Here is a 25,542-nt window from a genome sequence, read left to right on the forward strand (position 1 = left end):
AGGGAGGCAGCGGCGGGTGGCGCCCTCGCCATACGGATGGCGTAGGAAGCGGACCCTCCGGTTGCCCCACCCTTTCGTCACCCCCCTAGACTGGACATCCAGCAGGTGGCTACACGCTCGAAAGGCGCCCTCGTGTCCATCGGCAACTCCAACTCCCCCGAAGAAGAGCGGCCTTCGACCGACGACCGGTCCGAGGACCGGCTCGTCGAACGTTCCGTCGAAGGACCGTCCATCGGGACGGCCCTCAAGAAGGCCCGGATCGCCGCCGGGCTCACAGTCGACGACGTCTCCTCCACGACGCGCGTGCGCATTCCGATCGTGCACGCGATCGAGGAGGACGACTTCACGCGGTGCGGCGGCGACGTGTACGCCCGCGGTCACATCCGTACGCTCGCCCGCGCCGTTCACCTCGACCCGGTACCCCTGGTCGAGATGTACGACGCGGCCCACGGCGGACGGCCGGCCCCCACCCCCGCCGCGCCGATGTTCGACGCCGAGCGGATCCGCCCGGAACGGCAGCGGCCCAACTGGACCGCCGCCATGGTCGCCGCCATCGTCGCCGTGATCGGCTTCGTCGGGTTCACCGCCTTCGGCGGCGGCGAGGAGAAGGCCAAGCACCCGGTGGCGGAAGGTTCCGCCTCCCCGCAGCCGGCGCCCAAGCAGTCGGCGGGCGGCCAGCAGCCCCCGGCCCAGACCCCGCAGGCACCCAAGGCCCCCAAGCCGGAGCCCTCGGACAGTGCCATCGCGGCCGCGCCCAAGGACCTCGTCACGGTGGTCCTGACGGCCGACGTCGGCGAGAGCTGGATCTCGGCGAAGGACCACAGCGGCCGGCTGCTGTTCGACGGCACCCTCGCGCAGGGCGAGTCGAAGACCTTCACCGACAAGGAGTCCGTGGACCTCGTCCTGGGCGACGCGGGCGCCGTCAAGCTGTTCGTGAACGGCAAGGAGATCAAGGACAGGTTCGAGTCGGGTCAGGTCGAGCGGCTCACCTACACCAAGAACGACCCCCGCCAGGGCCAGGCCCAGGCGGGCTGACCGGCCCCGATCTTCGACGACCGGCGCGGAATAAAAAATTCCGGATCCCCGGGACCCGTGCGGCACCTGCCGCCGGCTCCCGGGGATCTTGTCGTGGGGGGACACGGGGCGGGGGCCGGCGCCGGGACGAAGTAGTCTTGAGTCCATGCCCGAACGCCGTACCGTCGCCCTTGTCACTCTTGGCTGCGCCCGTAACGAGGTGGACTCGGAGGAGCTCGCAGGCCGCTTGGCGGCGGATGGCTGGGAGCTCGTCGAGGACGCCGCCGACGCGGACGTAGCCGTCGTCAACACCTGTGGCTTCGTCGAAGCCGCCAAGAAGGACTCCGTAGACGCCCTGCTGGAAGCCAACGATCTCAAGGATCACGGCAGGACCCAGGCCGTCGTCGCCGTCGGCTGTATGGCCGAGCGCTACGGCAAGGAACTCGCCGAAGCGCTCCCCGAGGCCGACGGGGTCCTCGGCTTCGACGACTACGCCGACATCTCCAGCCGCCTCCAGACCATCCTCAGCGGCGGCAGCGTCGAGGCCCACGCCCCGCGCGACCGGCGCCAGCTGCTGCCGATCAGCCCGGCCGAGCGCCAGAAGGCCTCCGTGGCCCTGCCCGGACACGCCCAGGACGCCGCCGAGGAGCCCGCCGAGGCCCCCGCGGACCTGCCCGAGGGCGTCGCGCCCGCCTCCGGGCCGCGCGCCCCGCTGCGCCGCCGCCTGGACAAGAGCCCGGTGGCCTCGGTGAAGCTGGCCTCCGGCTGCGACCGCCGCTGCTCCTTCTGCGCGATCCCCTCGTTCCGCGGCTCCTTCATCTCCCGCCGCCCCTCCGACGTGCTGGGCGAGACGCGCTGGCTCGCCGAGCAGGGCGTCAAGGAGATCATGCTGGTCTCCGAGAACAACACCTCGTACGGCAAGGACCTCGGCGACATCCGCCTGCTGGAGACCCTGCTGCCCGAGCTGGCCGCCGTCGACGGCATCGAGCGCGTCCGCGTCAGCTACCTCCAGCCCGCCGAGATGCGGCCCGGTCTGATCGACGTGCTCACCTCGACCCCCAAGGTCGCCCCGTACTTCGACCTGTCCTTCCAGCACTCGGCCCCCGACGTGCTGCGCGCCATGCGCCGCTTCGGCGACACCGACCGCTTCCTGGAGCTGCTGGACACCATCCGCTCCAAGGCCCCGCAGGCCGGCGTCCGCTCCAACTTCATCGTCGGCTTCCCCGGCGAGACCGAGGAGGACTTCGCCGAGCTGGAGCGTTTCCTCACCCACGCCCGCCTCGACGCCATCGGCGTCTTCGGCTACTCCGACGAGGACGGCACCGAGGCCGCCACGTACGAGAACAAGCTGGACGAGGAGACCGTCGCCGAGCGCCTCGCGCACATGCAGCGGCTCGCCGAGGAGCTCACCTCCCAGCGTGCGGAAGAGCGGATCGGCGAGACCCTTGAGGTACTCGTCGAGACGGTCGTCCCGTTCGACGAGGCGGAGGAGGGCGAGGGCGCCTACGGGCGCGCCGCCCACCAGGCCCCCGAGACCGACGGCCAGGTCGTCTTCACCGACGGCACCGGCCTGGTCCCCGGGAGCATCGTCACGGCGAAGGTGGTCGGCACGCTGGGCGTGGACCTGGTGGCCGAGCCCCTGGGCACGGAGTTCTCGGAAATCCAGGAGGCGGCCGGATGAGCGGAGTCCCGGCATCAGCGGCGGGCGGGACCGGCCGCCGGCCCACGCCCGGCGCGAAGCTCGGGACTGCGGCCGTCAACCAGGCCAGCCTCTGGAACATCGCCAACATCCTGACGATGATCCGGCTCGTCCTCGTTCCGGGATTCGTCATGCTGCTGCTCGCCGACGGGGGCTATGACCCCGTCTGGCGGGCGCTGGCCTGGGCGGCCTTCGCCGTCGCCATGATCACGGACATCTTCGACGGCCACCTGGCCAGGACGTACAACCTGGTCACGGACTTCGGGAAGATCGCCGACCCCATCGCCGACAAGGCGATCATGGGGTCGGCGCTCGTGTGTCTCTCCTGGCTCGGCGACCTGCCCTGGTGGGTGACCGGAGTGATCCTCGGACGGGAGCTCGGGATCACGCTGATGCGGTTCTGGGTGATCCGCTACGGGGTGATCCCCGCCAGCCGGGGCGGCAAGCTCAAGACCCTGGCCCAGGGCACGGCGGTGGGCATGTACGTGCTCGCGCTGACCGGGCCGCTGGCGACCTTGCGCTTCTGGGTGATGGCGGTGGCCGTCGTGCTGACCGTGGTCACCGGTCTGGACTACGTCCGGCAGGCCGTGGTGCTGCGCCGGGCGGGACTGGCCGCGGAGGGGGCCGCGAAGTGACGGACGGGTCGGGGGAGGCGTCGGGATCCGTGGGAGCGGGGGAAGGTGCCGCGCGCGTGGCCGAAGACGTGCTGCGACTGCTTGCGGAGAGTGACCAGAGCCTCGCCGTGGCGGAGTCGCTGACCGGGGGGATGGTGGCCGCCGAGCTCACGGCGGTGCCGGGGGCCTCGCGCTCCTTCCGCGGGTCGGTCACGGCGTACGCCACTGAACTCAAGCACCGGGTCCTCGGGGTGGACGCCGCGCTGCTCGCCGCCGAAGGCGCGGTGAACGCCCAGGTCGCGGCCGAGATGGCCAGCGGCGTACGGCGCGTGATGGGCGCCTCGTGGGGGATCGCGACGACCGGGGTGGCCGGCCCCGACCCCCAGGACGGGCAGCCGGTCGGCACCGTCTTCGTCGCCGTGGCGGGTCCGGGGGGCAGGAAAACGGCCCGGCTGCGGTTGAACGGCTCCCGTACGGACATCCGTAGGGAGAGTGCACGCACAGTGCTCGAACTGCTCTCGAGCGAACTCCGCGAGAATCTGCGGGGGCAGGATACGGAACAGAACGGGGGGATTTGATGTTTGCAGCCCTGAGTGAACACGACATCGCTCCCCGCACGGCCGCGGCGCGAGGCGGTACGGTGGGGCGTGAAGGTTACGGCTACACGGTCAGAGGAGGGAGCCACCGATGATTCTGCTCCGTCGCCTGCTGGGTGACGTGCTGCGTCGGCAGCGCCAGCGCCAGGGCCGTACTCTGCGCGAAGTCTCCTCGTCCGCCCGAGTTTCGCTCGGCTATCTCTCCGAGGTGGAGCGGGGGCAGAAGGAGGCATCCTCCGAGCTGCTCTCCGCGATCTGCGACGCGTTGGACGTACGGATGTCCGAGCTGATGCGCGAAGTCAGTGACGAGCTGTCGCTGGCCGAGCTCGCGCAGTCGGCAGCCGCAAGCGAACCGGTGCCGGCACCGGTGCGCCCGATGCTCAATTCGGTCTCCGTGGCCTCGGTCACGGGCGGACCCGAACGGGTGACCATCAAGGCGCCCGTGGAAGCGGTGAACGTCGTAGCCGCTTGAGTACCGCGAGCTGGACACGTGGGTGTGGCGGGAGCCCCGGGTGGTGCGTGAGGCACCGGCCGGGGCTCCCTGCCGTATCCGGCCCCCCTCGCGCCGCCGTGCGCCCGGTGTTCTGGGTGCGGGGGCTGCGGGTTCGGGGGAGGATGGGCGCGACCGGGAACCGGCCCTCTGGGAGGTGGCCGTGCGGCTGTTGCTCCGCATACCTGTGGCTGTGCCCCTCGTGCTCGCCCTGCCCCTCGCGCTGGCGCTGGGCGCGCTGTGGTGGTGGGCCGTCCTGCGGCTGGCGGTGGTGCCGGCCGAGGCGGGGCCCGTGGAGGGGGCGATAGCCATGGGCGGCTGGGGGCTGGGACTGCTGCCCGTGCACTGTGTACCGGGGCCCGTCCGCAGGGCCCGGGGCGGGGACGGCGCGGACCCGCCGGAGGCGGAGGTCACCAGGGCATCGACACCCCTCCGTTCGGCCGGAGGATCTGGCCCGTCATGAAGGACGAGGCGTCCGACGCCAGGTAGAGCACCGCGTGGGCGACGTCCTCGGGCTCGCCGACCCGGCGCAGCGGGGACATCCGGACCATCGCGGCCTCGGTCTGCTCCTGGGCCTCGGGGGTGTGGCGCGCGGTCATCGGGGTGCGGATCCATCCCGGGGCGACGGCGTTGACGCGGATGCCGTGGGGGCCGCTCTCGGTGGCGAGGGTCTTGGTCAGCTGCACCACGGCGGCCTTGGCGGCGCTGTAGCAGAGCAGGCCGGGCTGGGCGGCGTCCACGGCGCCGGAGGCCATCGTGACGACCGAGCCGGGGCGGCCGGCGGCGATCATGGCGCGGACGGCCTCCTGGCAGGTGCGCAGGACCCCCTTGAAGTTGACGTCCAGGATCCGGTCGAGGTCCTCGTCGGTGGTCTCCAGGACGCTGCTGGTGTGCATGACCCCGGCGATGGCGGCGGCGATGTCGAGTGGCCCGGCCGCGGCGACGGCGGCCCGCAGGGCGGCGCGGTCGGTGACGTCGAGGGGGTGGGCGGTGGCGGTGCCGCCGGACTTGGCGATCAGGGCCGTGGTCTCGGCCAGTCCTCGTTCGTCGCGGTCCGCGCAGTGCACGGCGGCCCCCGCCGCGGCGAGCAGGAGGGCGGTGGCCCGGCCTATGCCGGCGGCGGCTCCGGTGACGAGGGCGGTGCGGTCGGTGAGCTCGTACGTCCTGATGGGTGTGGGCATGCCAGGACGGTACGAGCGGATCTGACGGCCCGTCAATTGGTCGGGGACTCCGGAACGGGGCCGGACTGGCAGCGGGGGCACCAGTAGGTGGGGCGGCCGTCCTGCGGGGCCTCGCGCACGGGGGTGCCGCAGCGCAGGCAGGGGCGGCGGGCGCGGCCGTAGACGAACAGCTCCCGGCCCGGGCGGCGGCTGCCGGTGGTGTTGCGGGGGCCGCCGTGGCCGGTGTTCGCGGCGAGGAGGCGCTGGGCGGCGGCCGCGACGCGGACGGCGGTCACCTCGGGGTCGGGCAGTTCGCCGACCGGGGTCCAGGGGGTGACGGCGGCCAGGAAGCAGAGCTCGGACTTGTAGATGTTCCCGATGCCCGCCAGGTTCCGCTGGTCGAGCAGGGCCTCGCCGAGGGGGCGGGCGGGGGCCGCGAGGAGGTTGCCCGCGGCCCGGTCCGGGTCCCAGTCGGGGCCGAGGAGGTCGGGGCCCAGATGGCCCACGGCCAGGGCCTCGTCGGCGGTCCGCAGCAGTTCGAGGACGGGGAGGCGGTAGCCGACGGCGGTGGTGTCCGCGGCTGCCAGGACGGCCCGGATCTCGTAGGAGGGGCCGCCGCGCCACTTCTGGGCGGGGCCGAAGAGGTACCAGGCGCCGTCCATGCCGAGGTGGCTGTGGAGGGTGAGGCCGCCTTCGAGGCGGGTCAGGAGGTGCTTGCCGCGCGGGGTGACGTCCAGGGTGGTGCGGCCGGCGAGGTCGGCGGTGGCGAAGCGGGGGACGCGCAGGTCGGCGTGGGTGAGGGGCTTGCCCGCGAGGGCGGCGTGCAGGCGGGCCGCGACGCGGTGGACGCTGTCTCCTTCGGGCATGGGGCCATTGTCGCGCCGCCCGGGCGCGGGCGGGGGGAGCCGCGGGCGGGGGGAACGCGGAACCCCCCGGGCGGGGTGGCCGCCGCGGGGGGTTCGCGCGATCAGGAGGTGCGGGGCCCGGTGGGGCCGCCCGTCACTTCCAGGTCAGGCCCTTCTGGGCCGGCTTGTTCAGGTTGTTGTACGGGTCGCCCCAGTACTCGGCGCCGGTGACCTTGGTGCCGGTCGGCGCGAGGGCGACGGCGCAGGAGGCCTGGGTCTTGCCGTTGGTGAAGCCGGACGGCAGGGACTCGTTCGGGCACTTCTCGAACTTGCCGGCGATCAGCAGGGTGTCGGACTCGGCGCCGCCGTCGAGCAGACCCTTCATGTGGCCGACGGAGGCGAAGGACAGGTCCGTCGTGCCGGTGTTCTTGGCCGTGTAGTGGATGTAGAAGGGGGTCTTGCCCTTCACCTTGTCGGCGACGTTCAGGGAGGCCAGGTCGGCCGGGTTGCCCGCCTCGATGCTGGTGACCGTGAGGGCGAGCTGGCCGCTCTTGCTGCCGGAGGTGAACGGGACGGTCGCCGCCTGGCCGATCTTGAAGGACTGGCCGGAGGTGGCCACCGCGCCGCCGCCGGCGGCGGGGGCGCCGGAGGAGCCGTCGGCGTAGCCGCCCGCGGCCGGGGAGCTCGGGGCGCCGGCCGGCGGGGTGGCGTAGCCTCCCGGCTGGGACGCCTGGGCGGACGGGGCGGCCGGAGCCGCGGGCACCTCTTCGTTGCCGTCCTTGCAGCCCGTCAGGACCAGGGTTCCGGCCACGGCGAGGCCGGCGGCGGCCAGGGTGGTCTTGCGCATGCTGATGCTGCTCACTTCTTCTCCCCCATGACTGTGCACCGCCAATGCGGTGCCTGTGATCACCTTTGATAAGCCATGGATAAGCGCCGGGGCCAGCCAAGGAGCGGCTGGCAGCGGTTTCGTGACATGGCCAAGACATACGTGTCTGAGTCGAGACCGGAGCGAGTTCCAGCCGTTCCCCCCGGGCGGGGAAGGCTAGTTGCGCAGGCGCAGACCCCTCGGGGTGGCGTGGAAACCGGCCGTCTCCAGGGTCTGCCCGACGGGGGAGGTGAGGGCCGCGGCGGCGTTGATGCGCTCCACCGTCAGGTCCGGCAGGGTGCCCGCGCGCGAGGCCGCCACCAGGGCCGCCGTGGCCGCCGCGAGGCGTGCGTCACCGGCATCCGGCCAGGCCAGCAGGGTCTTGCCGCCGCGCTCCAGGTAGAGCACGAGCTCGCCGTCGACCAGGACCACCAGGGAGCCCGCCTTGCGGCCCGGCTTGTGGCTGGCGCCGCCCGGGGGCTCCGGCCAGGGCAGGGCCGCCCCGTACGCGTTCGCGGGATCGGCGGCGGCCAGGACCACCGCCGCCAGCGGGGGCGGGTTCTTCTCGGCGGCGCGCAGCCGGTCCACCGCCCCGTCCATCGCGAACTGGGCCGCGCCTAGCCCCTCCACCACGTAACCCCGGCGGGCCTGCCCGCTGTCCTCGAACGCCGACAGGATCCGGTACACCGCGCTGAAGCCGCCCTCGACGCCCTCCGCCGCCACCGCCCCGCGCGTGACCACCCCGTGCCGGTCGAGCAGGGTGCGGGCCAGGGCGTGCGCCCGCTGGGTCGGCTCCGGGGCGGGCGCCGGCAGCAGCGACCAGCGGCCCGAGACCGTCGGCGGGCCGGTGCGCGAGACGGTCGCGCTCAGGCTCCCGTACCGGCCGCGCGGGACCGTGCGGCGGGCCCGGTGGGCGGTGGCGCCCGCCGTCCGGCCCGAGCCCAGCAGGGAGCGCAGCGGGGCCAGGGTGTCGTTGGTCAGCCGGCCCGACCAGGCCAGGTCCCACAGCACGGAGGACAGTTCCAGGTCCGTGGCCTCGGGATGGCGGGCCCGCACGGATTCCGTGAGCTGACGGAAGAACAGGCCGTACCCGCCCGACAGGGCCTCCAGCACCGCCTGGTGCAGGGGGCCCAGCTCCAGCGGGTGCGGTGGCGGCAGCAGCAGGGGAGCCGCCTCCGCCAGGTACAGGGAGATCCAGCCGTCCTTGCCCGGCAGGGCCCCGGCCCCCGCCCACACCACCTCGCCCGTGGTGGTCAGTTCGTCCAGCAGGGTCGGCGCGTACCCCGCGACCCGGGAGGGCAGGATCAGCCGCTCCAGCGCCGAGGCCGGGACCGGCGCGCCCTGGAGCTGCTCCACCGCGCGCGCCAGGCCGTCGATCCCGCGCAGCCCACCGCCCAGATGCTGCCACTGCGGCAGGAAGGTGGCCAGCGAGGCCGGCGGGACCGGCTCCAGCTCCCGGCGCAGCGCCGCCAGCGAACGGCGCCGCAGCCGGCGCAGCACCGCCGCGTCGCACCACTCCTGGCCGATGCCCGCCGGATGGAACTCGCCCTGCACCACCCGGCCCGCCGCCGCGAGCCGGTGCAGGGCGCCCTCGGTCACCGCCGCGCCCAGGCCGAACCGGGTGGCGGCGGCGGTCGTGGTGAACGGGCCGTGCGTCCGCGCGTAGCGGGCCAGCAGATCGCCCAGCGGATCCTTGACCGGCTCGGTGAACGCCTCCGGGACCCCCACCGGCAGCGCCGTGCCCAGCGCGTCCCGCAGCCGGCCCGCGTCCTCGATCGCCGCCCAGTGCTCCGCGCCGCCGATCCGCACCCGGATCGCCCGCCGGGCGGCCTCCAAGGAAGCGGCCCAGCCCGGCTCCGCCCCCCGCTCCGCCAGCTCGGCCTCCGTCAACGGGCCCAGCAGGCGCAGCAGATCGGCCACCGACTCGGCGTCCTTCGCCCGCCGGCCCTCCGTCAGCCACTGCAGCTCCCGCTCCAGCTCCTCCAGCACCTCGGCGTCCAGGAGCTCGCGCAGCTCGGCCTGGCCCAGCAGCTCCGCCAGCAGCCGCGAGTCCAGCGACAGCGCCGCCGCCCGCCGCTCGGCCAGCGGCGAGTCGCCCTCGTAGAGGAACTGGGCGACGTACCCGAACAGCAGGGAGCGGGCGAACGGCGAGGGCTCGGGGGTGGTGACCTCCACCAGCCGCACCCGGCGCGCCTCCACGTCCCCCATCAGCTCGGTCAGGCCCGGCACGTCGAACACGTCCTGGAGGCACTCGCGCACGGCCTCCAGCACGATCGGGAAGGAACCGAACTCGGAGGCCACCTGGAGCAGTTGCGAGGCCCGCTGGCGCTGCTGCCACAGCGGGGTCCGCTTGCCGGGGCTGCGGCGCGGCAGCAGCAGGGCGCGCGCCGCGCACTCGCGGAACCGGGAGGCGAACAGGGCCGATCCGCCGACCTGGTCGGTGACGATCTGGGCCACCTCCCCCTGGTCGAAGGCGACGTCGGCCGCGCCCAGCGGGGCCTGCTCGTCGTCGAACTCGAACGACGGGGGCCGGGCCGGATCGTGGTCGAGGAGGTCCAGGTCCATGGAGAGCAGGTCGGCGTCCGGCAGGCGCAGCACGATGCCGTCGTCGGCATGCATCACCTGGGCGTCCATGCCGTACTTCTCCGCCAGCCGGGCGCCCAGCGCCAGCGCCCACGGCGCATGCACCTGGGCGCCGAAGGGGGAGTGCACCACGACCCGCCAGTCACCCAGCTCGTCGCGGAACCGCTCCACCACGATGGTCCGGTCGTCCGGCACGTGCCCGCAGGCCTCCCGCTGCTCCGCGAGGTAGGCCAGGACGTTGTCCGCGGCCCAGGCGTCCAGCCCCGCCGCCAGCAGCCGCAGCCGGGCGTCCTCCTCGGAGAGCCCGCCGAGCTCGCGCAGGAACGCCCCGACCGCGCGGCCCAGTTCCAGCGGGCGGCCCAGCTGGTCGCCCTTCCAGAACGGCAGCCGCCCCGGCACCCCGGGAGCCGGCGTCACCAGGACCCGGTCGCGGGTGATGTCCTCGATCCGCCACGAGGTCGTGCCCAGGGTGAACACGTCGCCCACGCGGGACTCGTAGACCATCTCCTCGTCGAGCTCGCCGACCCGGCCGCCGCCCTTCTTCGGGTCGGCACCCGCCAGGAAGACCCCGAACAGCCCGCGGTCGGGGATGGTCCCGCCGGAGGTCACCGCCAGCCGCTGCGCGCCCGGCCGCCCGGTGACCGTCCCCGCCACCCGGTCCCACACCACCCGGGGTCTGAGCTCGGCGAACGCGTCCGACGGGTAGCGGCCCGCCAGCATGTCCAGCACCGAGGTGAACGCCGACTCCGGGAGCGCCGCGAACGGCGCCGCCCGCCGCACCAGCGCCAGCAGGTCGTCCAGCTGCCAGCTGTCCATCGCGGTCATCGCGACCAGCTGCTGGGCGAGCACGTCCAGCGGATTGGACGGGATCCGCAGGGACTCGATCGCCCCCGTCCGCATCCGCTCCGTCACCACCGCCGCCTGCACCAGGTCCCCCCGGTACTTGGGGAAGACCACCCCCGTGGAGACCGCGCCCACCTGGTGCCCCGCCCGGCCCACCCGCTGGAGCCCCGAGGCCACCGACGGCGGCGACTCCACCTGCACCACCAGGTCCACGGCGCCCATGTCGATGCCCAGTTCCAGACTGGAGGTCGCGACCACGGCGGGCAGCCGGCCCGCCTTGAGGTCCTCCTCGACCAGGGCCCGCTGCTCCTTGGACACCGAGCCGTGGTGCGCGCGGGCCAGCAGCGGCGGGGCGCCCTGCGCGGCCCCCGACTGGGCCATGATCTCGGCCGGCGGCGGCGCACCCTCGCCGAGCAGCTCGCCGGTCGCGCGTTCGTACGCGATCTCGTTGAGCCGGTTGCACAGCCGCTCCGCGAGACGGCGGGAGTTGGCGAACACGATCGTCGAGCGGTGGGCCTGCACCAGATCCGCGATCCGCTCCTCCACATGCGGCCAGATCGACGGCTTGTCCCCGCCCTCCCGGCCCTCCGTGGCCGGAGAGCCGCCCAGTTCGCCCATGTCCTCCACCGGCACGACCACCGACAGGTCGAACTCCTTGTCCGACGGCGGCTGCACGATCTCCACCCGCCCGCGCGGCGCCAGATAGCGGGCCACCTCCTCCACCGGCCGGACCGTCGCCGACAGCCCGATCCGGCGGGCCGGGCGCGGCAGCAGCTCGTCCAGCCGCTCCAGCGACAGGGCCAGATGGGCGCCGCGCTTGGTCCCCGCCACCGCGTGCACCTCGTCCAGGATCACCGTCTCGACCCCGGACAGGGCCTCACGGGCCGCCGAGGTCAGCATCAGGAACAGCGACTCCGGCGTGGTGATCAGGATGTCCGGCGGCCGCAGCGCCAGCGCCCGGCGCTCCGCGGCCGGCGTGTCCCCGGAGCGGATCCCCACCCGCACGTCCGGCTCGGGCAGCCCCAGGCGGGCCGACTCCTGCCGGATCCCCGTCAGCGGGCTGCGCAGATTGCGCTCCACGTCCACCGCGAGCGCCTTCAGCGGCGACACGTACAGCACCCGGCAGCGCTTCCTCGGCTCGGCCGGCGGCGGCTGCGAGGCCAGCCGGTCCAGGGCGGCGAGGAAGGCGGCCAGCGTCTTGCCGGAGCCGGTGGGCGCCACCACCAGCACGTCCGACCCCTCCCCGATGGCCCGCCAGGCACCCTCCTGCGCGGAAGTGGGCGTACGGAAGGCCCCCGTGAACCACGAGCGGGTCGCGGGGGAGAACGAGTCGAGCGCAGCGCCTGCCATGCCCCCATCGTGCACCCGGCCACTGACAACCGGCCGGACCTGGGCGAACGCCCGGTGGCGCGGGAGCGCAGAATGAGGGGATGGGGAAGGAAGACGACGGGGCGGGCCGGGAGTGGGCCCGGCACTGGCGCTACCCGCAGCTGCCCGGACTGGACCTGCTGCGCGCCCACTACGTCCGCCACACCTTCCCGCGCCACGCCCACGAGGGGTACGTCATCGCGGCCGTCACCGGCGGCATCGAGGAGATCGGCATGCCCGGCGGCACCCTGCGGGCCGGTCCGGGCAGCGTGGTGCTGATCAACCCCGAGGTCCCGCACACCGCCCGCGCCGGGGAGCCCGAGGGCTGGGCGTACTCCACGCTCTACCCCTCCCGGGAGCTGATCGCCGAGGTGGCTACTGAGACCGGCACCCTGCGCGGCACCCCCGGCTTCACCACCGAGATGGTCCTCGACTCCCGGGGCGCGAAGCTGATCACCGAGGTGCACCGGGCCGCCGAGGCCGGCAACGCCCTGGCCGCCGACACCCTGCTGCGGACCGTCGTGGCCCGGATGCTCGGCCGGTACGCCGCCCCGCTGCCCGCCCGCGCGGCGGCGAGCGCGGGGACCGCCGCCGCCGAGCGGGCGCGGGCCCTGCTGGAGGAGCGGATGGCCGGGCCGCCGTCGCTGGAGCGGCTCGCGGCGGAGCTCGGGACCAGCCCGTTCGCCCTGTTGCGGGCCTTCCGGGAGCGGTACGGGATGCCGCCGCACACCTGGCTCACCGACGCGCGGGTGCGGCGGGCGCGCAGCCTGCTGGACGCGGGCGGCGCCCCCGCGGAGGTGGCCGTCGCCGTCGGCTTCACCGACCAGCCGCACCTCAACCGCCACTTCACCCGCATCGTCGGCGTCCCGCCGGGCGCCTACCGGCGGGGGCGGGCGGGCTAGGGGGGTGCTGGAGCTGTACGACACGCGTGTGCGGGGGCGCGGGTGTCCGAGCGGCCCCCGGTCGGCGCGGTGGTGCGGCGGGACGGGCCCCTGGCGCAGCCCCCGACGGCCGCGGCCGTGCGGCGCCAGGACCCCGCTGCTCGCCGCCGCCGAGGCCGGACGCGCAAGAACGTACAAGACCCCGGCCGGTCCGCCCCCCTACCTTCGCCGGGTGGGAACAGAACAGCTGGTCATACAAGAAGCCCCCGACGGGGCCGGGCGGCCGCGGGCCGCCGTCGTACGGGACGCGCTCGGCGTCGGGGTGGCCGTCGGGCTGTCCGGGTTCGCGTTCGGGGTCACCGCCGCCGGAGCCGGGATCAGCGTGCTCCAGGCCTGCGCGCTGAGCCTCCTCGTCTTCACCGGCGCCTCGCAGTTCGCCCTGGTCGGAGCGCTCGCAGCCGGCGGGAACCCGTTCACCGCCGCCGCCGGGGCCTTCTTCCTCGGCACCCGCAACGCCTTCTACGGGCTGCGGCTGTCCCAACTGCTCGCCCTGCCGAAGGCCGTCCGGCCCCTCGCCGCGCACTGGGTCATCGACGAGACCACCGCCGTGGCCCTGGCCCAGCCCGACCGCAGGTCGGCCCGGCTCGGGTTCACCGTCGCCGGGCTCACCCTCTTCGTCCTGTGGAACCTCACCACCCTGCTCGGCGCGCTCGGCGCCGAGGCCATCGGGGACACCGCCGCCTGGGGGCTGGACGCCGCCGGTCCCGCCGTCTTCCTCGCCCTCCTCGCACCCATGCTCAAGAGCAGCACCGAACGGGCCGTCGCCGGGCTCGCCCTCGTCCTCGGCCTGGGCTTCCTGCCCGTCCTGCCCGCCGGGGTGCCCGTACTGATCGCCGCGCTGGCCGCCCCCGCCGTGCTGTGGCTGAAGGGACGCCGTCCGTGAACGTCTGGATCGCCATCGGCCTCACCGTCGCCGGATGCTACGCCGTCAAGCTCGCCGGGCTCCTCGTACCCGCCGGAGCCCTGGAGCGGCCGGCCGTGCGCAGGCTCTCCGCCCTGCTGCCGGTCGCGCTGCTCGCGGCGCTCACCGCCCAGCAGACCTTCAGCACCGGCCACGACCTGGTGCTCGACGCCCGGGCCGCCGGGCTGGCGGCCGCCGCCGTCGCGCTGCTGCTGCGCGCCCCCTTCCTGGTCGTGGTCGGGGCCGCGGTGGTGGTCACCGCCGGCGTGCGCGCCCTCGGCGGCTGAACCCCCGGTCTACGCCGGTGTCCACCCGTACGCCCGCAGCGTCAGCAGGGCCTCGATGGTGACGATCGGCCGCCGCTCCAGGGCGCTGCCCGGGGCCCAGGCCCGGCGGCGGACCGGCCAGCCGCCGTCGGGCTGCTGCTCCGCCGCGAGGAAGTCCAGCGAACGCCGCATCTCCTCGTCGGTGAACCAGCCCCGGGCCAGCGACTCCGGCCGCCGCGCGTAGTCGTACGGGAACAGCCGCTCGCCCGGCGCGTAGCCGGGGGAGAGCGGGTACTCCTCGACCCGGGCCGGGTCGAGCACCGCCAGGCGCCGCTCGCGCACCAGCCGGCCCAGCCGGTCCGCGGCCGCCGCGGCGCGGGCCCGCTCCGGGACCCCGTCGAGGAAGGCCACCGCGCCCCGGACCTCGTACGGGTGCGGGTGGCGCAGGTTCTCCACCCGCTCCCAGCAGAACTCCGTGGCGCGGAACAGCCACGCGTCCCAGATCCGGTTGCGGTGCAGCACCCCCACGACCGGGCCCGTGGTCACCAGCTCGCCCGGCGGGTCGTCCTCCACCGGCAGCCACGGCGCGGCCGGATGGCCGCGCGGGGCCGGGACCGCCAGCGGGAGCGCGCCCTCCGGGGTGGAGATCCGGGTCAGGTGGCGGCAGAGCCGCTCGATGCGCCGACCCGCGCACCTGCCGAGGCCGTCGAGGATCCGCAGGGCGTGCGCGGTGTGCAGGGGCTGGCTGAGCGGACCGCGCAGATCGGGGTCCAGGCCGTGGCCGTAGCCGCCGTCCTCGCCCAGGTAGGAGCCGAGGGCGGTGTCGACCGGATCGGCGTCACCACCGAGGAAGTGGTAGGCGAACCGGTGCTGCTCCAGCACCCGGGCCGTGAGCCAGATGAACTGCTCGGCGCGGGCCGACGCGGCCGCGGGGGCCGGCGCGGAAGCTTCGTCTCCAGGCATGCGAGCCACCGTAGGGCGCGCGCCCGGCGCCCGAGGGCGGCAACGGGGAGGGTGCACTCTCCGGGGCGGGATACTGGGGGCATGCGGTTGACGATTTTCTGGGAGCGGATGGCGGAGCACTTCGGCGCGGCCTACGCCGAGTCCTTCGCGCGGGACCACGTCATGACCGAGCTCGGCGGGCGCACGGTCCACCAGGCGCTGGAGGCGGGCTGGGAGACGAAGGACGTGTGGCGCGCGGTGTGCTCGGCGATGGACGTGCCCGCCTCCCTGCGCTGACGTGGCGAGCGAGGGCCCGGGACCTCGTTTCGTGGTCCGCGCGGCCGGTGGGACAGACTGGGCCGCGTGGCAGTGACAGACGAGACCCCCAGCCGGCCCGAAGACCCGCGGGACCGGCCGCTCCCGGGAGGGCCCGCGGCGGCCGGCACCCCGGCCCCCGTGGAGGACCCCGCCCCGGCGCAGGCCGCAGGCGGTCCGGGCGGCGGGCCCGAGGGCCCGTCATCGGGTGCGGGCCCGGCCGGGGGGCGGGAACGGATGCCGCGCTGGCTGCCGCGCGCGGTGCTCCTCGTACTGGCGCTCGTCGCGTGTTTCCAGCTCGGCAGCTGGGCCTTCCACCAGCTGATCGGGCTGCTCGTCAACATCCTGATCGCGTTCTTCCTGGCACTCGCCGTCGAACCCGCCGTGGCCAGGATGGCGGCCCGCGGCATGCGCCGCGGGCTCGCCACCTTCCTGGTGTTCCTCGGTGTGTTCGTCGCGAGCGCCGGGTTCCTCGCACTGCTCGGCTCGATGCTCGCCGGGCAGATCGTCGACATGGTGGAGGGCTTCCCCCACTACCTCGACACGGTGATCGACTGGATCAACCGCACCTTCCACACGGAGCTGTCCCGGCTGGAGATCCAGGACAGCCTGGTGCACTCCGACTGGCTCCAGAAGTACGTGCAGAACAGCGCCAGCGGGGTGCTCGACGTGTCCGCCACCGTGCTCGGCGGGCTGTTCCGGCTGCTGACGGTCGGCCTGTTCTCCTTCTACTTCGCCGCCGACGGTCCGAGGCTGCGCCGCGCGTTGTGTTCCGTACTGCCGCCCGCGAAGCAGTCGGAGGTGCTGCGCGCCTGGGAGATCGCCGTCGCGAAGACCGGCGGCTACCTGTACTCGCGCGGGCTGATGGCGCTGGTCTCCGGTGTCGCGCACTACGTGGTCTTCGCGGTGCTGGGGGTGCCCTACGCGCCCGCGCTCGCGGTGTGGGTGGGACTGGTCTCCCAGTTCATCCCCACGATCGGCACCTACCTGGCGGGTGCGGTGCCGACGCTGATCGCCTTCACCGTCGACCCCTGGTACGCGGTGTACGTGCTGGGGTTCGTGGTGGTCTACCAGCAGTTCGAGAACTACGTGCTCCAGCCGAAGCTGACCGCCAGGACGGTGGACATCCACCCGGCGGTGGCCTTCGGCTCCGTCATCGCCGGCACCGCCCTGCTGGGTGCGGTCGGGGCGCTCATCGCGATCCCGGCCGTGGCCACCCTGCAGGCCTTCCTCGGCGCCTACGTGAGGCGGTACGAGGTGGCGGGCGAGGCCGGCGACGGTGACGGGGGCGGGGCGGCGGGCGGGGAGCCTACTGCTGCCCGTCCGCGCCGAGTACGGCTGCCAGGGCTTCGGTGACGGCCGACTCGACGGCGGCCTTGTCAAGGCCGAGTCCGCTGAGCGTGCCCTCGCCGTTCTCCAGCTCCAGCAGGGCGAGCAGGACGTGCTCGGTGCCCACGTAGCCGTGGCCCAGGCGCAGGGCCTCGCGGAAGGTGAGCTCCAGGACCTTCTTGGCGTTGGCGTCGAAGGGGACGAGCGCGGGCATCTCCGGCGATGCCGGGGGCAGCGTGGCGGTCGCGGCGGCCCGGAGGGCCTCCGCCGAGACGCCCTGGGAGGCGAGGACGAGTCCGGCCAGGCCCTCGGGCTCGGCGAGCAGGCCCAGTGCGAGGTGCTCGGTGCGGATCTCGGCGTTGTTCGCGGCGCGGGCCTCGTTCTGCGAGGCGACGACGACGCCCCGGGCGCGGGGGGTGAACCGGGCGAAGCCCGCCTCGGGGTCGAGGCCCGGGTCGCCCTCCTTGTCGGCCTTGGGGACGAAGCGCTTCTGGGCGGCCTGGCGGGTGACCCCCATGCTGCGGCCGATGTCGGTCCAGGAGGCGCCGGAGCGGCGGGCCTGGTCGACGAAGTGGCCGATGAGGTGGTCCGCCACGTCACCGAGGTGCTCGGCCGCGACGACGGCGCCGCTGAGCTGCTCCAGGGTGTCGGCGTGGGAGTTCTTGATGGCCTCGATCAGGTCGTCGAGGCGCACGGGATGGGCGATCCGGACGGGTTCCACTGAAGGGTTCGTCATAGGTGCAACCCTAGGTTGACACCCGGGGGGTGTCAACCATGGGTTGTCACTTGGGGGGTGGAGGGGGCTGGGGACGCGCCCCCTCCACCTGTGGCCGTGGCCGCGTGTCCTGCCGTCAGGCGGCCGGCTGGTTCTGGCCGGTCAGCAGGCCGAGCAGCTGGTCCATCTCGTTCCGCCAGATGCGGTGCACGTTCATCCGCGTCGGGGTCGCCTGGCCGGGGAGCTGCATGCGGAACGAGCTCCAGATGGCGTTGCGCTTGACCTCCGTGATGGTGCCGACGGCCTCGTGCGGCGGTATGGCGAAGACGATCTCCTGCGGGCGGTTGCTCATCCGGCTCGCCCGGTGCAGCACCACGGCCTGCTCGGTCACGGTGACGAAGTAGTAGCTGAGGAACGCCTGGCCGATGAGGCCGAGCATGCTCATCAGCCACACGCTCGGGCCGGCGATGGCCTGGATCGTGACGAGGGGGCGGTCGGCGGGGTTGGCCTGGGCGAGGGCTTCGGCCACCTGCTGCTGGATCGTGGCCTTCTTGACGGCCATGGGTCCTCCTGAGCGGAAATTCACGGCCCCCGTCGTCGGGGGCACCGCAGAGTACCGGCCATGTGTCGAGGGTTTCGCGCCAGCCCGGGGGCGTGGGGCCATGCGCCCTGAATTGGGCCGGGGCGCCCGCCTCGCGGGGGGTTGGAATGATTGATTCCGTTTACTGACGGGGCTGTTCGGCCATCCTGGCCCACAACTCCCCTTGCCCTATTGTGCGTTGACCCCGCCGGATCAAGAATGCAGTGCACATGTCAACCGAAGGATCTTCGGTCGCATTCGTCACCAGAGGGGAACCCCCACATGAACAAGCCTCTCGCCGGCGCCGTGTTGTCCCTGCTCCTGACCGGAGCGGCGGCGACGCCGGCCGTGGCCCAGGCCTCCGCGCCCCGGCCCGCCGCCGTCGCGGTCAGCTACGCGGGCACGGTCGCGCTCAGCAACTGCTCCGGCTCCGTGGTCCGCACGCCCGCCTCGCAGCCGGACGACCCGGCCCTGGTCCTGTCCAACGGGCACTGCCTGGAGACCGGCTTCCCGGCGGCCGGCGAGGTCCTCGTCAACCGGGCGTCCAGCCGCAGCTTCTCCCTGCTCAACGCCGCGGGCTCCAAGGTCGCGACCCTGCGCGCGAGCAAGATCGCGTACGGCACGATGACGGACACCGACGTCTCGCTCTACCAGCTGACCAAGACGTACGCGCAGATCCAGAGCCAGTACGGCATCGCCGCCCTCACCCTCAACGACGCGCACCCCGTGCAGGGTTCCTCGATCAAGGTGGTCTCCGGCTACTGGAAGCGCACCTACAGCTGCAGCGTCGACGGGTTCGCGTACCGGCTCAAGGAGGGGGAGTGGACCTGGAAGGACTCGGTCCGCTACACCTCGTCCTGCAACACCATCGGCGGCACCTCCGGCTCCCCGGTGATCGACACGACGACCGGCAAGGTCGTCGCCGTCAACAACACCGGCAACGAGGACGGTCAGCGCTGCACGGACAACAACCCGTGCGAGGTGGACCAGGCCGGCAACGTGACGGTCCGCCAGGGCATCAACTACGCCCAGGAGACCTACGTCCTCGTCCCGTGCATCGGCCCCGGCAACCAGATCGACCTGAACCGCCCCGGCTGCACCCTGCCCAAGCCGTAGCCCCTTCCCCGCACCACCCGCACTCGCGCACTCCCGCGGCCCCGCCGCCTCCGGACGCCCGGAGGCGGCGGGGCCGCGGTGCGTGACGGGCCGCGGCGCGCGTCCTCACCCGGCCCGGCCCGTGAGGGCGGTGGCGGCGGCGTCGAGGATGCTGCCGAAGGCCCGGGTGACCGGGGGGTGGACGAGCAGCCGGGTGAGCCGGCGGGTGGGCCGGGGGCCCAGGAAGGGGACGCGGACCTCCGCGCGGGTGGTCCACCGGACGAGGGTGCCGCCGTCGACCTCGGTGAAGGTCATCCGGCCGAGCTCGTGCCGGGACGGCGGCAGGCTCCGCGTGACGGTGTACTCGGTGGCGTACGGGGGGTCGTAGCGGGTGATGCGCTCCTCGAACCAGCCGACGGTCCACAGGTGGCGGCGGACGGCGCCGGCCCCGTAGGGCGCCCCGGCGCCGGGGCGGGTCAGGCGGCAGCGCAGGACCAGGGGCGACGCCTCGTAGTGGGTGGTCGTGGTGAGCCAGCCGAACACGTCCTGGACGGGTGCGGCGATGACGCGCTCGACGGTCACGGTCTCCATGGCGGTCTCCCTCTCGGTCGGGTGCTCCTGTCGTGGGGACAGCCGGGGGCGGCCGGGCGTGACAAGCACCGGATGTGACGCGCGCCACACGCCGAGGGCGGTGGAGGGCGTTCCGCCTTCGGCGTGCAGGGGTCGCGGGGCGCGGCGTGGTCGGCTTGACAGGGAAATCGAACATCCATTCTGATGAGTTATCCACAGCCGAAACGGGCGTGGGAGCGCATTGTCAGTGGCAGGCGTTAGCGTCAATGGCGTGAAGCGATCGACTCAAGCAAACCGGGTGGAACCCATGGCAGGCACCGACCGCGAGAAGGCTCTCGACGCCGCGCTCGCACAGATTGAACGGCAATTCGGCAAGGGTGCGGTCATGCGCCTCGGCGACAAGCCGAACGACCCCATCGAGGTCATCCCCACCGGGTCGACCGCGCTGGACATCGCCCTCGGCGTCGGCGGTCTGCCGCGCGGCCGTGTGGTCGAGATCTACGGCCCGGAGTCCTCCGGTAAGACGACCCTCACGCTGCATGCCGTGGCCAACGCGCAGAAGGCCGGCGGCACCGTCGCCTTCGTGGACGCCGAGCACGCGCTCGACCCCGAGTACGCCAAGGCCCTCGGCGTGGACACCGACAACCTGATCCTGTCCCAGCCGGACACCGGTGAGCAGGCCCTTGAGATCGTCGACATGCTGGTGCGCTCCGGCGCCCTCGACCTGATCGTCATCGACTCCGTCGCGGCCCTCGTGCCGAAGGCGGAGATCGAGGGCGAGATGGGCGACTCGCACGTCGGCCTCCAGGCCCGCCTGATGAGCCAGGCGCTCCGCAAGATCACGGGTGCGCTGAACCAGTCCAAGACCACCGCGATCTTCATCAACCAGCTCCGCGAGAAGATCGGCGTGATGTTCGGCTCGCCGGAGACCACGACCGGTGGCCGCGCGCTGAAGTTCTACGCCTCCGTGCGCATCGACATCCGCCGCATCGAGACGCTGAAGGACGGCACGGACGCGGTCGGCAACCGCACCCGCTGCAAGGTCGTGAAGAACAAGGTCGCGCCCCCGTTCAAGCAGGCCGAGTTCGACATCCTCTACGGCCAGGGCATCAGCCGCGAGGGCGGCCTGATCGACATGGGCGTGGAGCACGGCTTCATCCGCAAGGCCGGCGCCTGGTACACGTACGAGGGCGACCAGCTCGGCCAGGGCAAGGAGAACGCCCGCAACTTCCTGAAGGACAACCCCGACCTCGCCAACGAGATCGAGCGGAAGATCAAGGAGAAGCTGGGCGTCGGCGTGCGCAAGGACGCCAAGGACGCCGAGGGCGCCGACGCGGCCGCCTCCGCGGCGCCGGGCGACGCCTCCGTGCCCGCCCCGGCCTCGAAGGCCAAGCCGGCGGCCAAGGCCGCCGTGGCCAAGAGCTGACCGTGCGGGAAGAGCGGGAAAGGGGCGGCAGGACGAGGGGCGGCCGGGAGGGCCGCCAGGAACTGCCGCCCCAGAGTCCCGAGGAGCAGGCGCGGGCGATCTGCCTGCGCCTGCTCACCGGGATGCCGCGCACCCGGCGGCAGCTCGCGGACGCCCTGGCGAAGCGGGGCATCCCCGAGGAGGTCTCCGAGGCGGTCCTCTCCCGGTACGAGGAAGTGGGCCTCATCGACGACGCCGCCTTCGCCGGGGCCTGGGTCGAGTCCCGCCACCGCGGCCGGGGCCTGGCCCGCCGGGCGCTCGCGCAGGAGCTGCGGACCAAGGGGGTGCACACCACCCTCGTCCAGGAGGCGCTGGAACAGCTGGACTCCGAGCAGGAGGAGCAGACCGCCCGCGAGCTGGTGGAGCGCAAGCTCCGCTCGACCCGCGGGCTGGACCGCGACAAGCGGATCCGCCGCCTGGCGGGGATGCTCGCGCGCAAGGGGTACCCGGAGGGCATGGCCCTGCGGGTGGTGCGCCGCGCCCTGGAGACGGAGGGCGAGGACGCCGACGACCTGGGATACCCCGGGGACTGAGCCCCTCGGGGGGTGGGGGTAGCCCCCCGGCGGGGAGGCCGGGGCACTCCAGTGCCGGGAGGGGCTCCCGCCGACAGAGTTGACCGCATGATGCTGCGTTACGCCCTTCGGACCGTCCGGCACCGCAAAGCCGGTTTCCTCGGAGCCTTCGCCGCCCTGCTGTGCGCGGCGGCCCTGATCACGGCCTGCGGCACCCTCCTGGAGACCGGGCTCCGGGGGAGGATCGCCACCGAGCGCTACGCGGGCGCGCCGGTCCTCGTCTCCGCTGACCAGAACGTCCACGCGACCACGGTCACGGAGAAGAAGGGCAAGACCAAGACGAAGCACAAGGCCAAGCCCGTCGCCGAACGGGCCTGGCTGCCGGCCTCCGCCGTGGACACCGTCCGCTCCGTCCCCGGCGTCGGACGGGCCGTCCCCGAGCTCACCTTCCAGGCCGTCCCGCTGACCAGAGCCGCGGGCACGCCGAAGCCCTCGTACGGGCACGCCTGGACCTCCGCCGCGCTCACCCCCTTCACCCTCGCCGAAGGCCGCGCCCCCGGGAACGCCGACGAGGTCGTCATCGACCGCGACCTGGCCGCCCGGGCCGGCCTCGCGCCCGGGGCCCGGCTCGCCGTGCAGTCCACCGGCGATCCGAAGACCTACACCGTCAGCGGCGTGGCGCGCGCCGCCGCCGGCCTCGGCCACCAGAGCGCGCTCTTCTTCTCCGATGCCGAAGCCGAGCGGCTCGCCGACCGCGCCGGCCGGGTCTCGGCCATCGGCGTCCTGCCCGGCGCCGGGGTGCCCGCCGAGCAGCTCGCCGCCCGGGTCGCACGGGCCCTCGAAGGCACCACCGCTCGGGTTTCCACCGGTGACGACCGGGGCCCGGTCGAGTTCCCCGACGCGGCCGACGCGCGCATCAGGCTGGTCTCCCTGGGCGGCGCGATGGGCGGCACCTCCCTCCTCGTCGCGATCCTCGTGGTCGCCGGCACCTTCGCCCTCTCCGTGCAGCAGCGCCACCGCGAACTCGCCCTCCTGCGGGCCGTCGCCGCCACCCCCCGGCAGCTGCGCGGGATGCTCGGCCGTGAGGCGCTGCTCGTCGGCCTGGCCGCCGGGATCGCCGGGGCCCTCGCGGGGCTGCCCCTGGCCGCCTGGCTGTACGGCCGCTTCGTCGCCACCGGGGCCGTCCCGGCCACCCTGGAACGCACCGCCGGGATCCTCCCGATGATCGCGGCCGTCGCGGCGAGCCTGCTCGGAGGCTGGGCCGCGGCCCGGATCACCGGAGGGCGCATCGCCCGGATCCGCCCCGCCGAGGCCCTGGCCGAAGCCGCCGTCGAGAGGCCCCGCCCCGCCTGGGCCCGCACCGTGGCCGGACTGCTCCTGCTGGCCGGCGGGGCCGTGCTGGTCGTCGTACTCGGCTCGCTGCGCACCGAACCGGCGTCCACGCCGGTCACCTTCCTGGCCGTCGTCGTGCTGGCCGGCGCCGTCTCGCTGCTCGGCCCGCTGCTGGTGCGGGGAGCGGCGGTGCTGCTCGCCGGACCGCTGGCGCTGACCGGCCCCGGCGGCCGCCTGGCCACCGCCAACCTGCGCGGCAACGCCACCCGCATGGCGTCCGCCGTCACCCCGCTCACCCTGCTGACCGGGATGACCTGCACCGTCCTCTTCATCACCCCGACCCTCGGCGCCGCCGCCGCGACGCAGGCCCGCGAGGGGATCCGGGCCCCCTGGGTGGTCACCGCGCAGGGACCGGGCGTCGGCCCCGAGACGGCCGAACGCCTCCGCCGCACGCCCGGGGTCACGGCCGTGACCGAGGTCGTGCGCACCTCGGTACGGGTCGGCCTGACCAAGTACGCGGCCCAGGGCATCACCCCGGCGGGCCTGACCCGCACCTGGGACCCCGGGGTCACCGGCGGCACCCTGGACGGCTTCGGCGAGGGCCGGGCGGCGGTCAGCGAACTCGCCGCCGGGCAGCTGGGGCTGAAGCCGGGCAGCCCGCTGCGGCTGACCCTGGGGGACGGCACCCCGGTGACGCTGACCGTCTCCGCCGTGTACGCGCGAGGGCTCGGCTTCGGTGACGTGACCCTGCCGCACGCGCTGGTCGCCGCACACGTGGACGACCCCCTGGCGGGCAGTGTCCTGGTGGCGGCGGAGCCGGGTGTGGGCCGGGAGCGGCTGGCCGCGGCTGCGGGGGCGGCCGGGGTGTCGGTGCTCACTGCGGCGCAGGCCGACGCGGCACGGGCGCAGCGGCAGGCGGCCGGGGCGGAGACCAACCTGCCGGCGATGGGCCTGGTCCTGGCCTTCACCGCCATCGCGGTGGTCAACACCCTGGCGATGTCCACCGCCGAGCGGTTCCGGGAGTTCGCGCTGCTGCGGCTGGCGGGGGCGCAGCGGCGGCAGGTGCTGCGGATGCTGCGAGCCGAGGCGGTGGCGGTGCTGCTGCTGGGGGTGGCGCTGGGGTCGGGGATCGCGGCGGCGGTGCTGACGGCCTTCAGCGTGGGGATGACGGGGTCGGCCGCGCCCGTGGTCCTCCCGGTGGTGTGCGCGGGGGTGGTGGGCGCGGCCGCCCTCCTGGCCCTCCCGTCCGTAGCCCTCCCGGGCCGCCTGGCCCTGCGGCTCCGTCCGGTGGACGTGGCGACGTCGTGAGCGGGGCGGGGTGCGGGTGCCGCTGCGCGGGGCTGGCCCCTCCCCGCCCTTCCCCCGTTCCCAGGGGCTCCGCCCCTGACCCCGATACCGTGCGCTCCGCGCCCGGTGCGCTCAAACGCCGCGCGGGCTACGTATAGCCCCGCCGGCGTTTGAGGCGCTGGGGTCTGGGGGCGGAGCCCCCGGTGAGCGGGAGAGGGGCGGGTAGGGGACCCCGCTCCGCGCAGCGGCAGCCCCTACGCGGGGGTGGTGGGGTGGCCCGCGGAGCGCCAGGACTGGTAGCCGCCCGTGAGGTCCGTCGCCCGGCGGAGCCCAAGCGCCCGGAGCGAGGCCACCGCCAGCGAGGACGCGTAGCCCTCGTTGCAGATCACCACCACCCGCAGGTCGTGCGAGACCGCCTCCGGAAGCCGGTGCGACCCCAACGGGTCCAGCCGCCACTCCAGTTCGTTGCGCTCCACCACCACCGCGCCCGGGATCACCCCGTCCCGCTCGCGCAGCGCCTGGTAGCGGATGTCCACCAGCAGGGCCTCCCCGCCCCGCCACTCCTCGTACGCGGAGTCCGCGTCGACGCGGGTGTACGTCGTGCGCACCCGCTCCAGGAGCTCGTCGATGCCCACCGGGCCCGGGCCGCTCACTGCCAGTCCGCCGGACGCTCGACGTGCTCCAGCCGGAGCACGGCACCGCTGCGGCTGTACCGGCGGATCAACGGCAGCGGCGGGTAGTAGGCGTGGACCGAGATCGCGTGCTCGGAGTCCGACTCGTTGAGCACCTCGTGGACGTGGTGCTCCCCGAACGCCCGCCCGGTCACCGCGCCGAGGCTGCGGGTGCGGTCCACCTCCGGGGCCAGCTCCAGGGTCCGCCACCCCTCCGAGGGCAGCCGCACCGACAGGGAGTGCTCGGTGAGCCGGCCCCGTGCGGTCGCGAACGCGCCTCGGGACTCGGCGTGGTCGTGCCAGCCGGTGCCGGTGCCCGGCGGCCAGCCGATCAGCCAGGCCTCGCTGCCGCCCGGACCGTCGAGCCGGATCCAGGTCCGGCCCTCCGGGTCGAGGGGGAGAGAGTCGACGATCTCGGGGTCGGAGGCGGTGCGCAGGGCGAAGGCGAGGAGCTCGGCCGCGGTGGGGGCGGAGGAGCGGGCAGGGGCGTGCGTGGACACGGAAGCAGACATCGGGGCGTGACCGTCCTGGGGTTCGCGAAAGG

The 25,542-nt window shown here is 74.1% G+C and carries 24 protein-coding genes and 1 pseudogene; 15 read left to right on the forward strand and 10 right to left on the reverse strand.

Annotation, left to right across the window (positions count from 1 at the left end):
• Window positions 1–132: 132 nt before the first annotated feature.
• The 6 genes from ACFY0O_RS17375 to ACFY0O_RS17400 all read left to right on the forward strand — a co-directional run bounded on the left by ACFY0O_RS17375 (window position 133) and on the right by ACFY0O_RS17400 (window position 4,876).
• Entirely contained in the window at window positions 133–1,035 is a 903-nt protein-coding gene (locus tag ACFY0O_RS17375) for a RodZ domain-containing protein (protein ID WP_388947542.1), read from the forward strand.
• A 145-nt stretch (window positions 1,036–1,180) separates the two neighbouring features.
• On the forward strand, window positions 1,181–2,695 hold the full coding sequence (rimO, locus tag ACFY0O_RS17380) for a 30S ribosomal protein S12 methylthiotransferase RimO (protein WP_388947543.1): 1,515 nt from the start codon (window positions 1,181–1,183) through the stop codon (window positions 2,693–2,695).
• Window positions 2,692–3,348 (forward strand): CDP-diacylglycerol--glycerol-3-phosphate 3-phosphatidyltransferase, encoded by a 657-nt coding sequence (pgsA, locus tag ACFY0O_RS17385; RefSeq protein WP_388947544.1) that lies wholly within the window; start codon window positions 2,692–2,694, stop codon window positions 3,346–3,348. Before rimO ends, pgsA begins: the two co-directional genes overlap by 4 nt.
• 56 nt (window positions 3,349–3,404) lie before the next feature.
• Window positions 3,405–3,905 carry a CinA family protein gene (locus ACFY0O_RS17390; protein ID WP_358899344.1) on the forward strand — a complete coding sequence of 167 codons (501 nt, stop codon included), beginning with the start codon at window positions 3,405–3,407 and terminating at the stop codon, window positions 3,903–3,905.
• Window positions 3,906–4,014: 109 nt separating this feature from the next.
• Window positions 4,015–4,395, forward strand: coding sequence for a helix-turn-helix domain-containing protein (locus ACFY0O_RS17395; RefSeq protein ID WP_007266936.1), 381 nt, complete (start codon window positions 4,015–4,017; stop codon window positions 4,393–4,395).
• A gap of 211 nt (window positions 4,396–4,606) precedes the next feature.
• The gene (locus tag ACFY0O_RS17400) at window positions 4,607–4,876 is read left to right on the forward strand and encodes a hypothetical protein (RefSeq protein WP_388947545.1); all 270 of its coding nucleotides are present in this window, start codon (window positions 4,607–4,609) and stop codon (window positions 4,874–4,876) included.
• Here the strand turns inward: ACFY0O_RS17400 and ACFY0O_RS17405 are convergent.
• From ACFY0O_RS17405 to ACFY0O_RS17420, 4 genes are all read right to left on the reverse strand, one after another.
• Window positions 4,824–5,594, reverse strand: a complete 771-nt coding sequence (locus ACFY0O_RS17405) for an SDR family NAD(P)-dependent oxidoreductase (protein ID WP_388947546.1) — start codon at window positions 5,592–5,594, stop codon at window positions 4,824–4,826. The two genes, ACFY0O_RS17400 and ACFY0O_RS17405, sit on opposite strands and share 53 nt — an antisense overlap.
• A 32-nt stretch (window positions 5,595–5,626) precedes the next feature.
• Window positions 5,627–6,439: an Fpg/Nei family DNA glycosylase gene (locus ACFY0O_RS17410; protein ID WP_388947547.1), complete on the reverse strand. Its 813-nt coding sequence runs from the start codon at window positions 6,437–6,439 to the stop codon at window positions 5,627–5,629.
• 133 nt (window positions 6,440–6,572) lie between these two features.
• The gene (locus ACFY0O_RS17415; protein ID WP_388947548.1) at window positions 6,573–7,280 is read right to left on the reverse strand and encodes a hypothetical protein; all 708 of its coding nucleotides are present in this window, start codon (window positions 7,278–7,280) and stop codon (window positions 6,573–6,575) included.
• Between the two features lie 180 nt (window positions 7,281–7,460).
• On the reverse strand, window positions 7,461–12,059 hold the full coding sequence (locus tag ACFY0O_RS17420) for an ATP-dependent helicase (protein WP_388947549.1): 4,599 nt from the start codon (window positions 12,057–12,059) through the stop codon (window positions 7,461–7,463).
• Between the two features lie 80 nt (window positions 12,060–12,139).
• Here ACFY0O_RS17420 and ACFY0O_RS17425 point away from each other — a divergent pair, with 80 nt between their 5' ends.
• The 3 genes from ACFY0O_RS17425 to ACFY0O_RS17435 all read left to right on the forward strand — a co-directional run bounded on the left by ACFY0O_RS17425 (window position 12,140) and on the right by ACFY0O_RS17435 (window position 14,206).
• Complete coding sequence (locus ACFY0O_RS17425; protein ID WP_388947550.1) at window positions 12,140–12,979, forward strand: AraC family transcriptional regulator; 840 nt, start codon at window positions 12,140–12,142, stop codon at window positions 12,977–12,979.
• Between the two features lie 211 nt (window positions 12,980–13,190).
• Window positions 13,191–13,901 carry an AzlC family ABC transporter permease gene (locus ACFY0O_RS17430; protein WP_388947551.1) on the forward strand — a complete coding sequence of 237 codons (711 nt, stop codon included), beginning with the start codon at window positions 13,191–13,193 and terminating at the stop codon, window positions 13,899–13,901.
• Window positions 13,898–14,206, forward strand: a complete 309-nt coding sequence (locus ACFY0O_RS17435) for an AzlD domain-containing protein (RefSeq protein WP_358899427.1) — start codon at window positions 13,898–13,900, stop codon at window positions 14,204–14,206. Before ACFY0O_RS17430 ends, ACFY0O_RS17435 begins: the two co-directional genes overlap by 4 nt.
• 9 nt (window positions 14,207–14,215) lie before the next feature.
• Here ACFY0O_RS17435 and ACFY0O_RS17440 read toward each other — a convergent pair whose 3' ends face one another.
• Window positions 14,216–15,148: a hypothetical protein gene (locus ACFY0O_RS17440; RefSeq protein ID WP_388947552.1), complete on the reverse strand. Its 933-nt coding sequence runs from the start codon at window positions 15,146–15,148 to the stop codon at window positions 14,216–14,218.
• Between the two features lie 81 nt (window positions 15,149–15,229).
• Between ACFY0O_RS17440 and ACFY0O_RS17445 the strand changes: the two genes are divergently transcribed.
• Window positions 15,230–15,424 carry a DUF3046 domain-containing protein gene (locus tag ACFY0O_RS17445; RefSeq protein ID WP_388947553.1) on the forward strand — a complete coding sequence of 65 codons (195 nt, stop codon included), beginning with the start codon at window positions 15,230–15,232 and terminating at the stop codon, window positions 15,422–15,424.
• A 255-nt stretch (window positions 15,425–15,679) separates the two neighbouring features.
• Window positions 15,680–16,798, forward strand: coding sequence for an AI-2E family transporter (locus ACFY0O_RS17450; protein ID WP_388947775.1), 1,119 nt, complete (start codon window positions 15,680–15,682; stop codon window positions 16,796–16,798).
• On the opposite strand, the gene ACFY0O_RS17455 is transcribed toward ACFY0O_RS17450, so the two are convergent.
• Together ACFY0O_RS17455 and ACFY0O_RS17460 are read right to left on the reverse strand one after the other, a co-directional pair.
• Window positions 16,752–17,507, reverse strand: coding sequence for a Clp protease N-terminal domain-containing protein (locus tag ACFY0O_RS17455; protein ID WP_388947554.1), 756 nt, complete (start codon window positions 17,505–17,507; stop codon window positions 16,752–16,754). The genes ACFY0O_RS17450 and ACFY0O_RS17455 overlap by 47 nt on opposite strands.
• Window positions 17,508–17,622: 115 nt before the next feature.
• Window positions 17,623–18,048: a hypothetical protein gene (locus ACFY0O_RS17460; protein WP_358899431.1), complete on the reverse strand. Its 426-nt coding sequence runs from the start codon at window positions 18,046–18,048 to the stop codon at window positions 17,623–17,625.
• Window positions 18,049–18,348: 300 nt separating this feature from the next.
• On the opposite strand from ACFY0O_RS17460, the gene ACFY0O_RS17465 reads away from it, so the two are divergent.
• Window positions 18,349–19,182: a serine protease gene (locus tag ACFY0O_RS17465; protein WP_388947555.1), complete on the forward strand. Its 834-nt coding sequence runs from the start codon at window positions 18,349–18,351 to the stop codon at window positions 19,180–19,182.
• Between the two features lie 105 nt (window positions 19,183–19,287).
• Here ACFY0O_RS17465 and ACFY0O_RS17470 read toward each other — a convergent pair whose 3' ends face one another.
• Window positions 19,288–19,752, reverse strand: a complete 465-nt coding sequence (locus tag ACFY0O_RS17470) for an SRPBCC family protein (protein WP_388947556.1) — start codon at window positions 19,750–19,752, stop codon at window positions 19,288–19,290.
• Between the two features lie 286 nt (window positions 19,753–20,038).
• Between ACFY0O_RS17470 and recA the strand changes: the two genes are divergently transcribed.
• From recA to ACFY0O_RS17485, 3 genes and pseudogenes are all read left to right on the forward strand, one after another.
• Window positions 20,039–21,157, forward strand: a complete 1,119-nt coding sequence (gene recA / locus ACFY0O_RS17475; RefSeq protein ID WP_351880780.1) for a recombinase RecA — start codon at window positions 20,039–20,041, stop codon at window positions 21,155–21,157.
• Window positions 21,049–21,729, forward strand: a pseudogene (recX, locus tag ACFY0O_RS17480) (recombination regulator RecX); the annotation flags it as partial. The gene recA and the pseudogene recX, both read left to right, overlap by 109 nt.
• A gap of 87 nt (window positions 21,730–21,816) precedes the next feature.
• Complete coding sequence (locus ACFY0O_RS17485; RefSeq protein ID WP_388947557.1) at window positions 21,817–24,348, forward strand: FtsX-like permease family protein; 2,532 nt, start codon at window positions 21,817–21,819, stop codon at window positions 24,346–24,348.
• Window positions 24,349–24,581: 233 nt separating this feature from the next.
• Here the strand turns inward: ACFY0O_RS17485 and ACFY0O_RS17490 are convergent, their stop codons facing one another.
• Together ACFY0O_RS17490 and ACFY0O_RS17495 are read right to left on the reverse strand one after the other, a co-directional pair.
• On the reverse strand, window positions 24,582–24,986 hold the full coding sequence (locus ACFY0O_RS17490; RefSeq protein ID WP_388947776.1) for a rhodanese-like domain-containing protein: 405 nt from the start codon (window positions 24,984–24,986) through the stop codon (window positions 24,582–24,584).
• Window positions 24,977–25,510: a cysteine dioxygenase gene (locus ACFY0O_RS17495; RefSeq protein ID WP_358899437.1), complete on the reverse strand. Its 534-nt coding sequence runs from the start codon at window positions 25,508–25,510 to the stop codon at window positions 24,977–24,979. Before ACFY0O_RS17495 ends, ACFY0O_RS17490 begins: the two co-directional genes overlap by 10 nt.
• Between the last annotated feature and the right edge of the window lie 32 nt (window positions 25,511–25,542).

Source organism: Streptomyces sp. NPDC001594 (genome assembly GCF_042893675.1).
GTDB lineage: Bacteria > Actinomycetota > Actinomycetes > Streptomycetales > Streptomycetaceae > Streptomyces.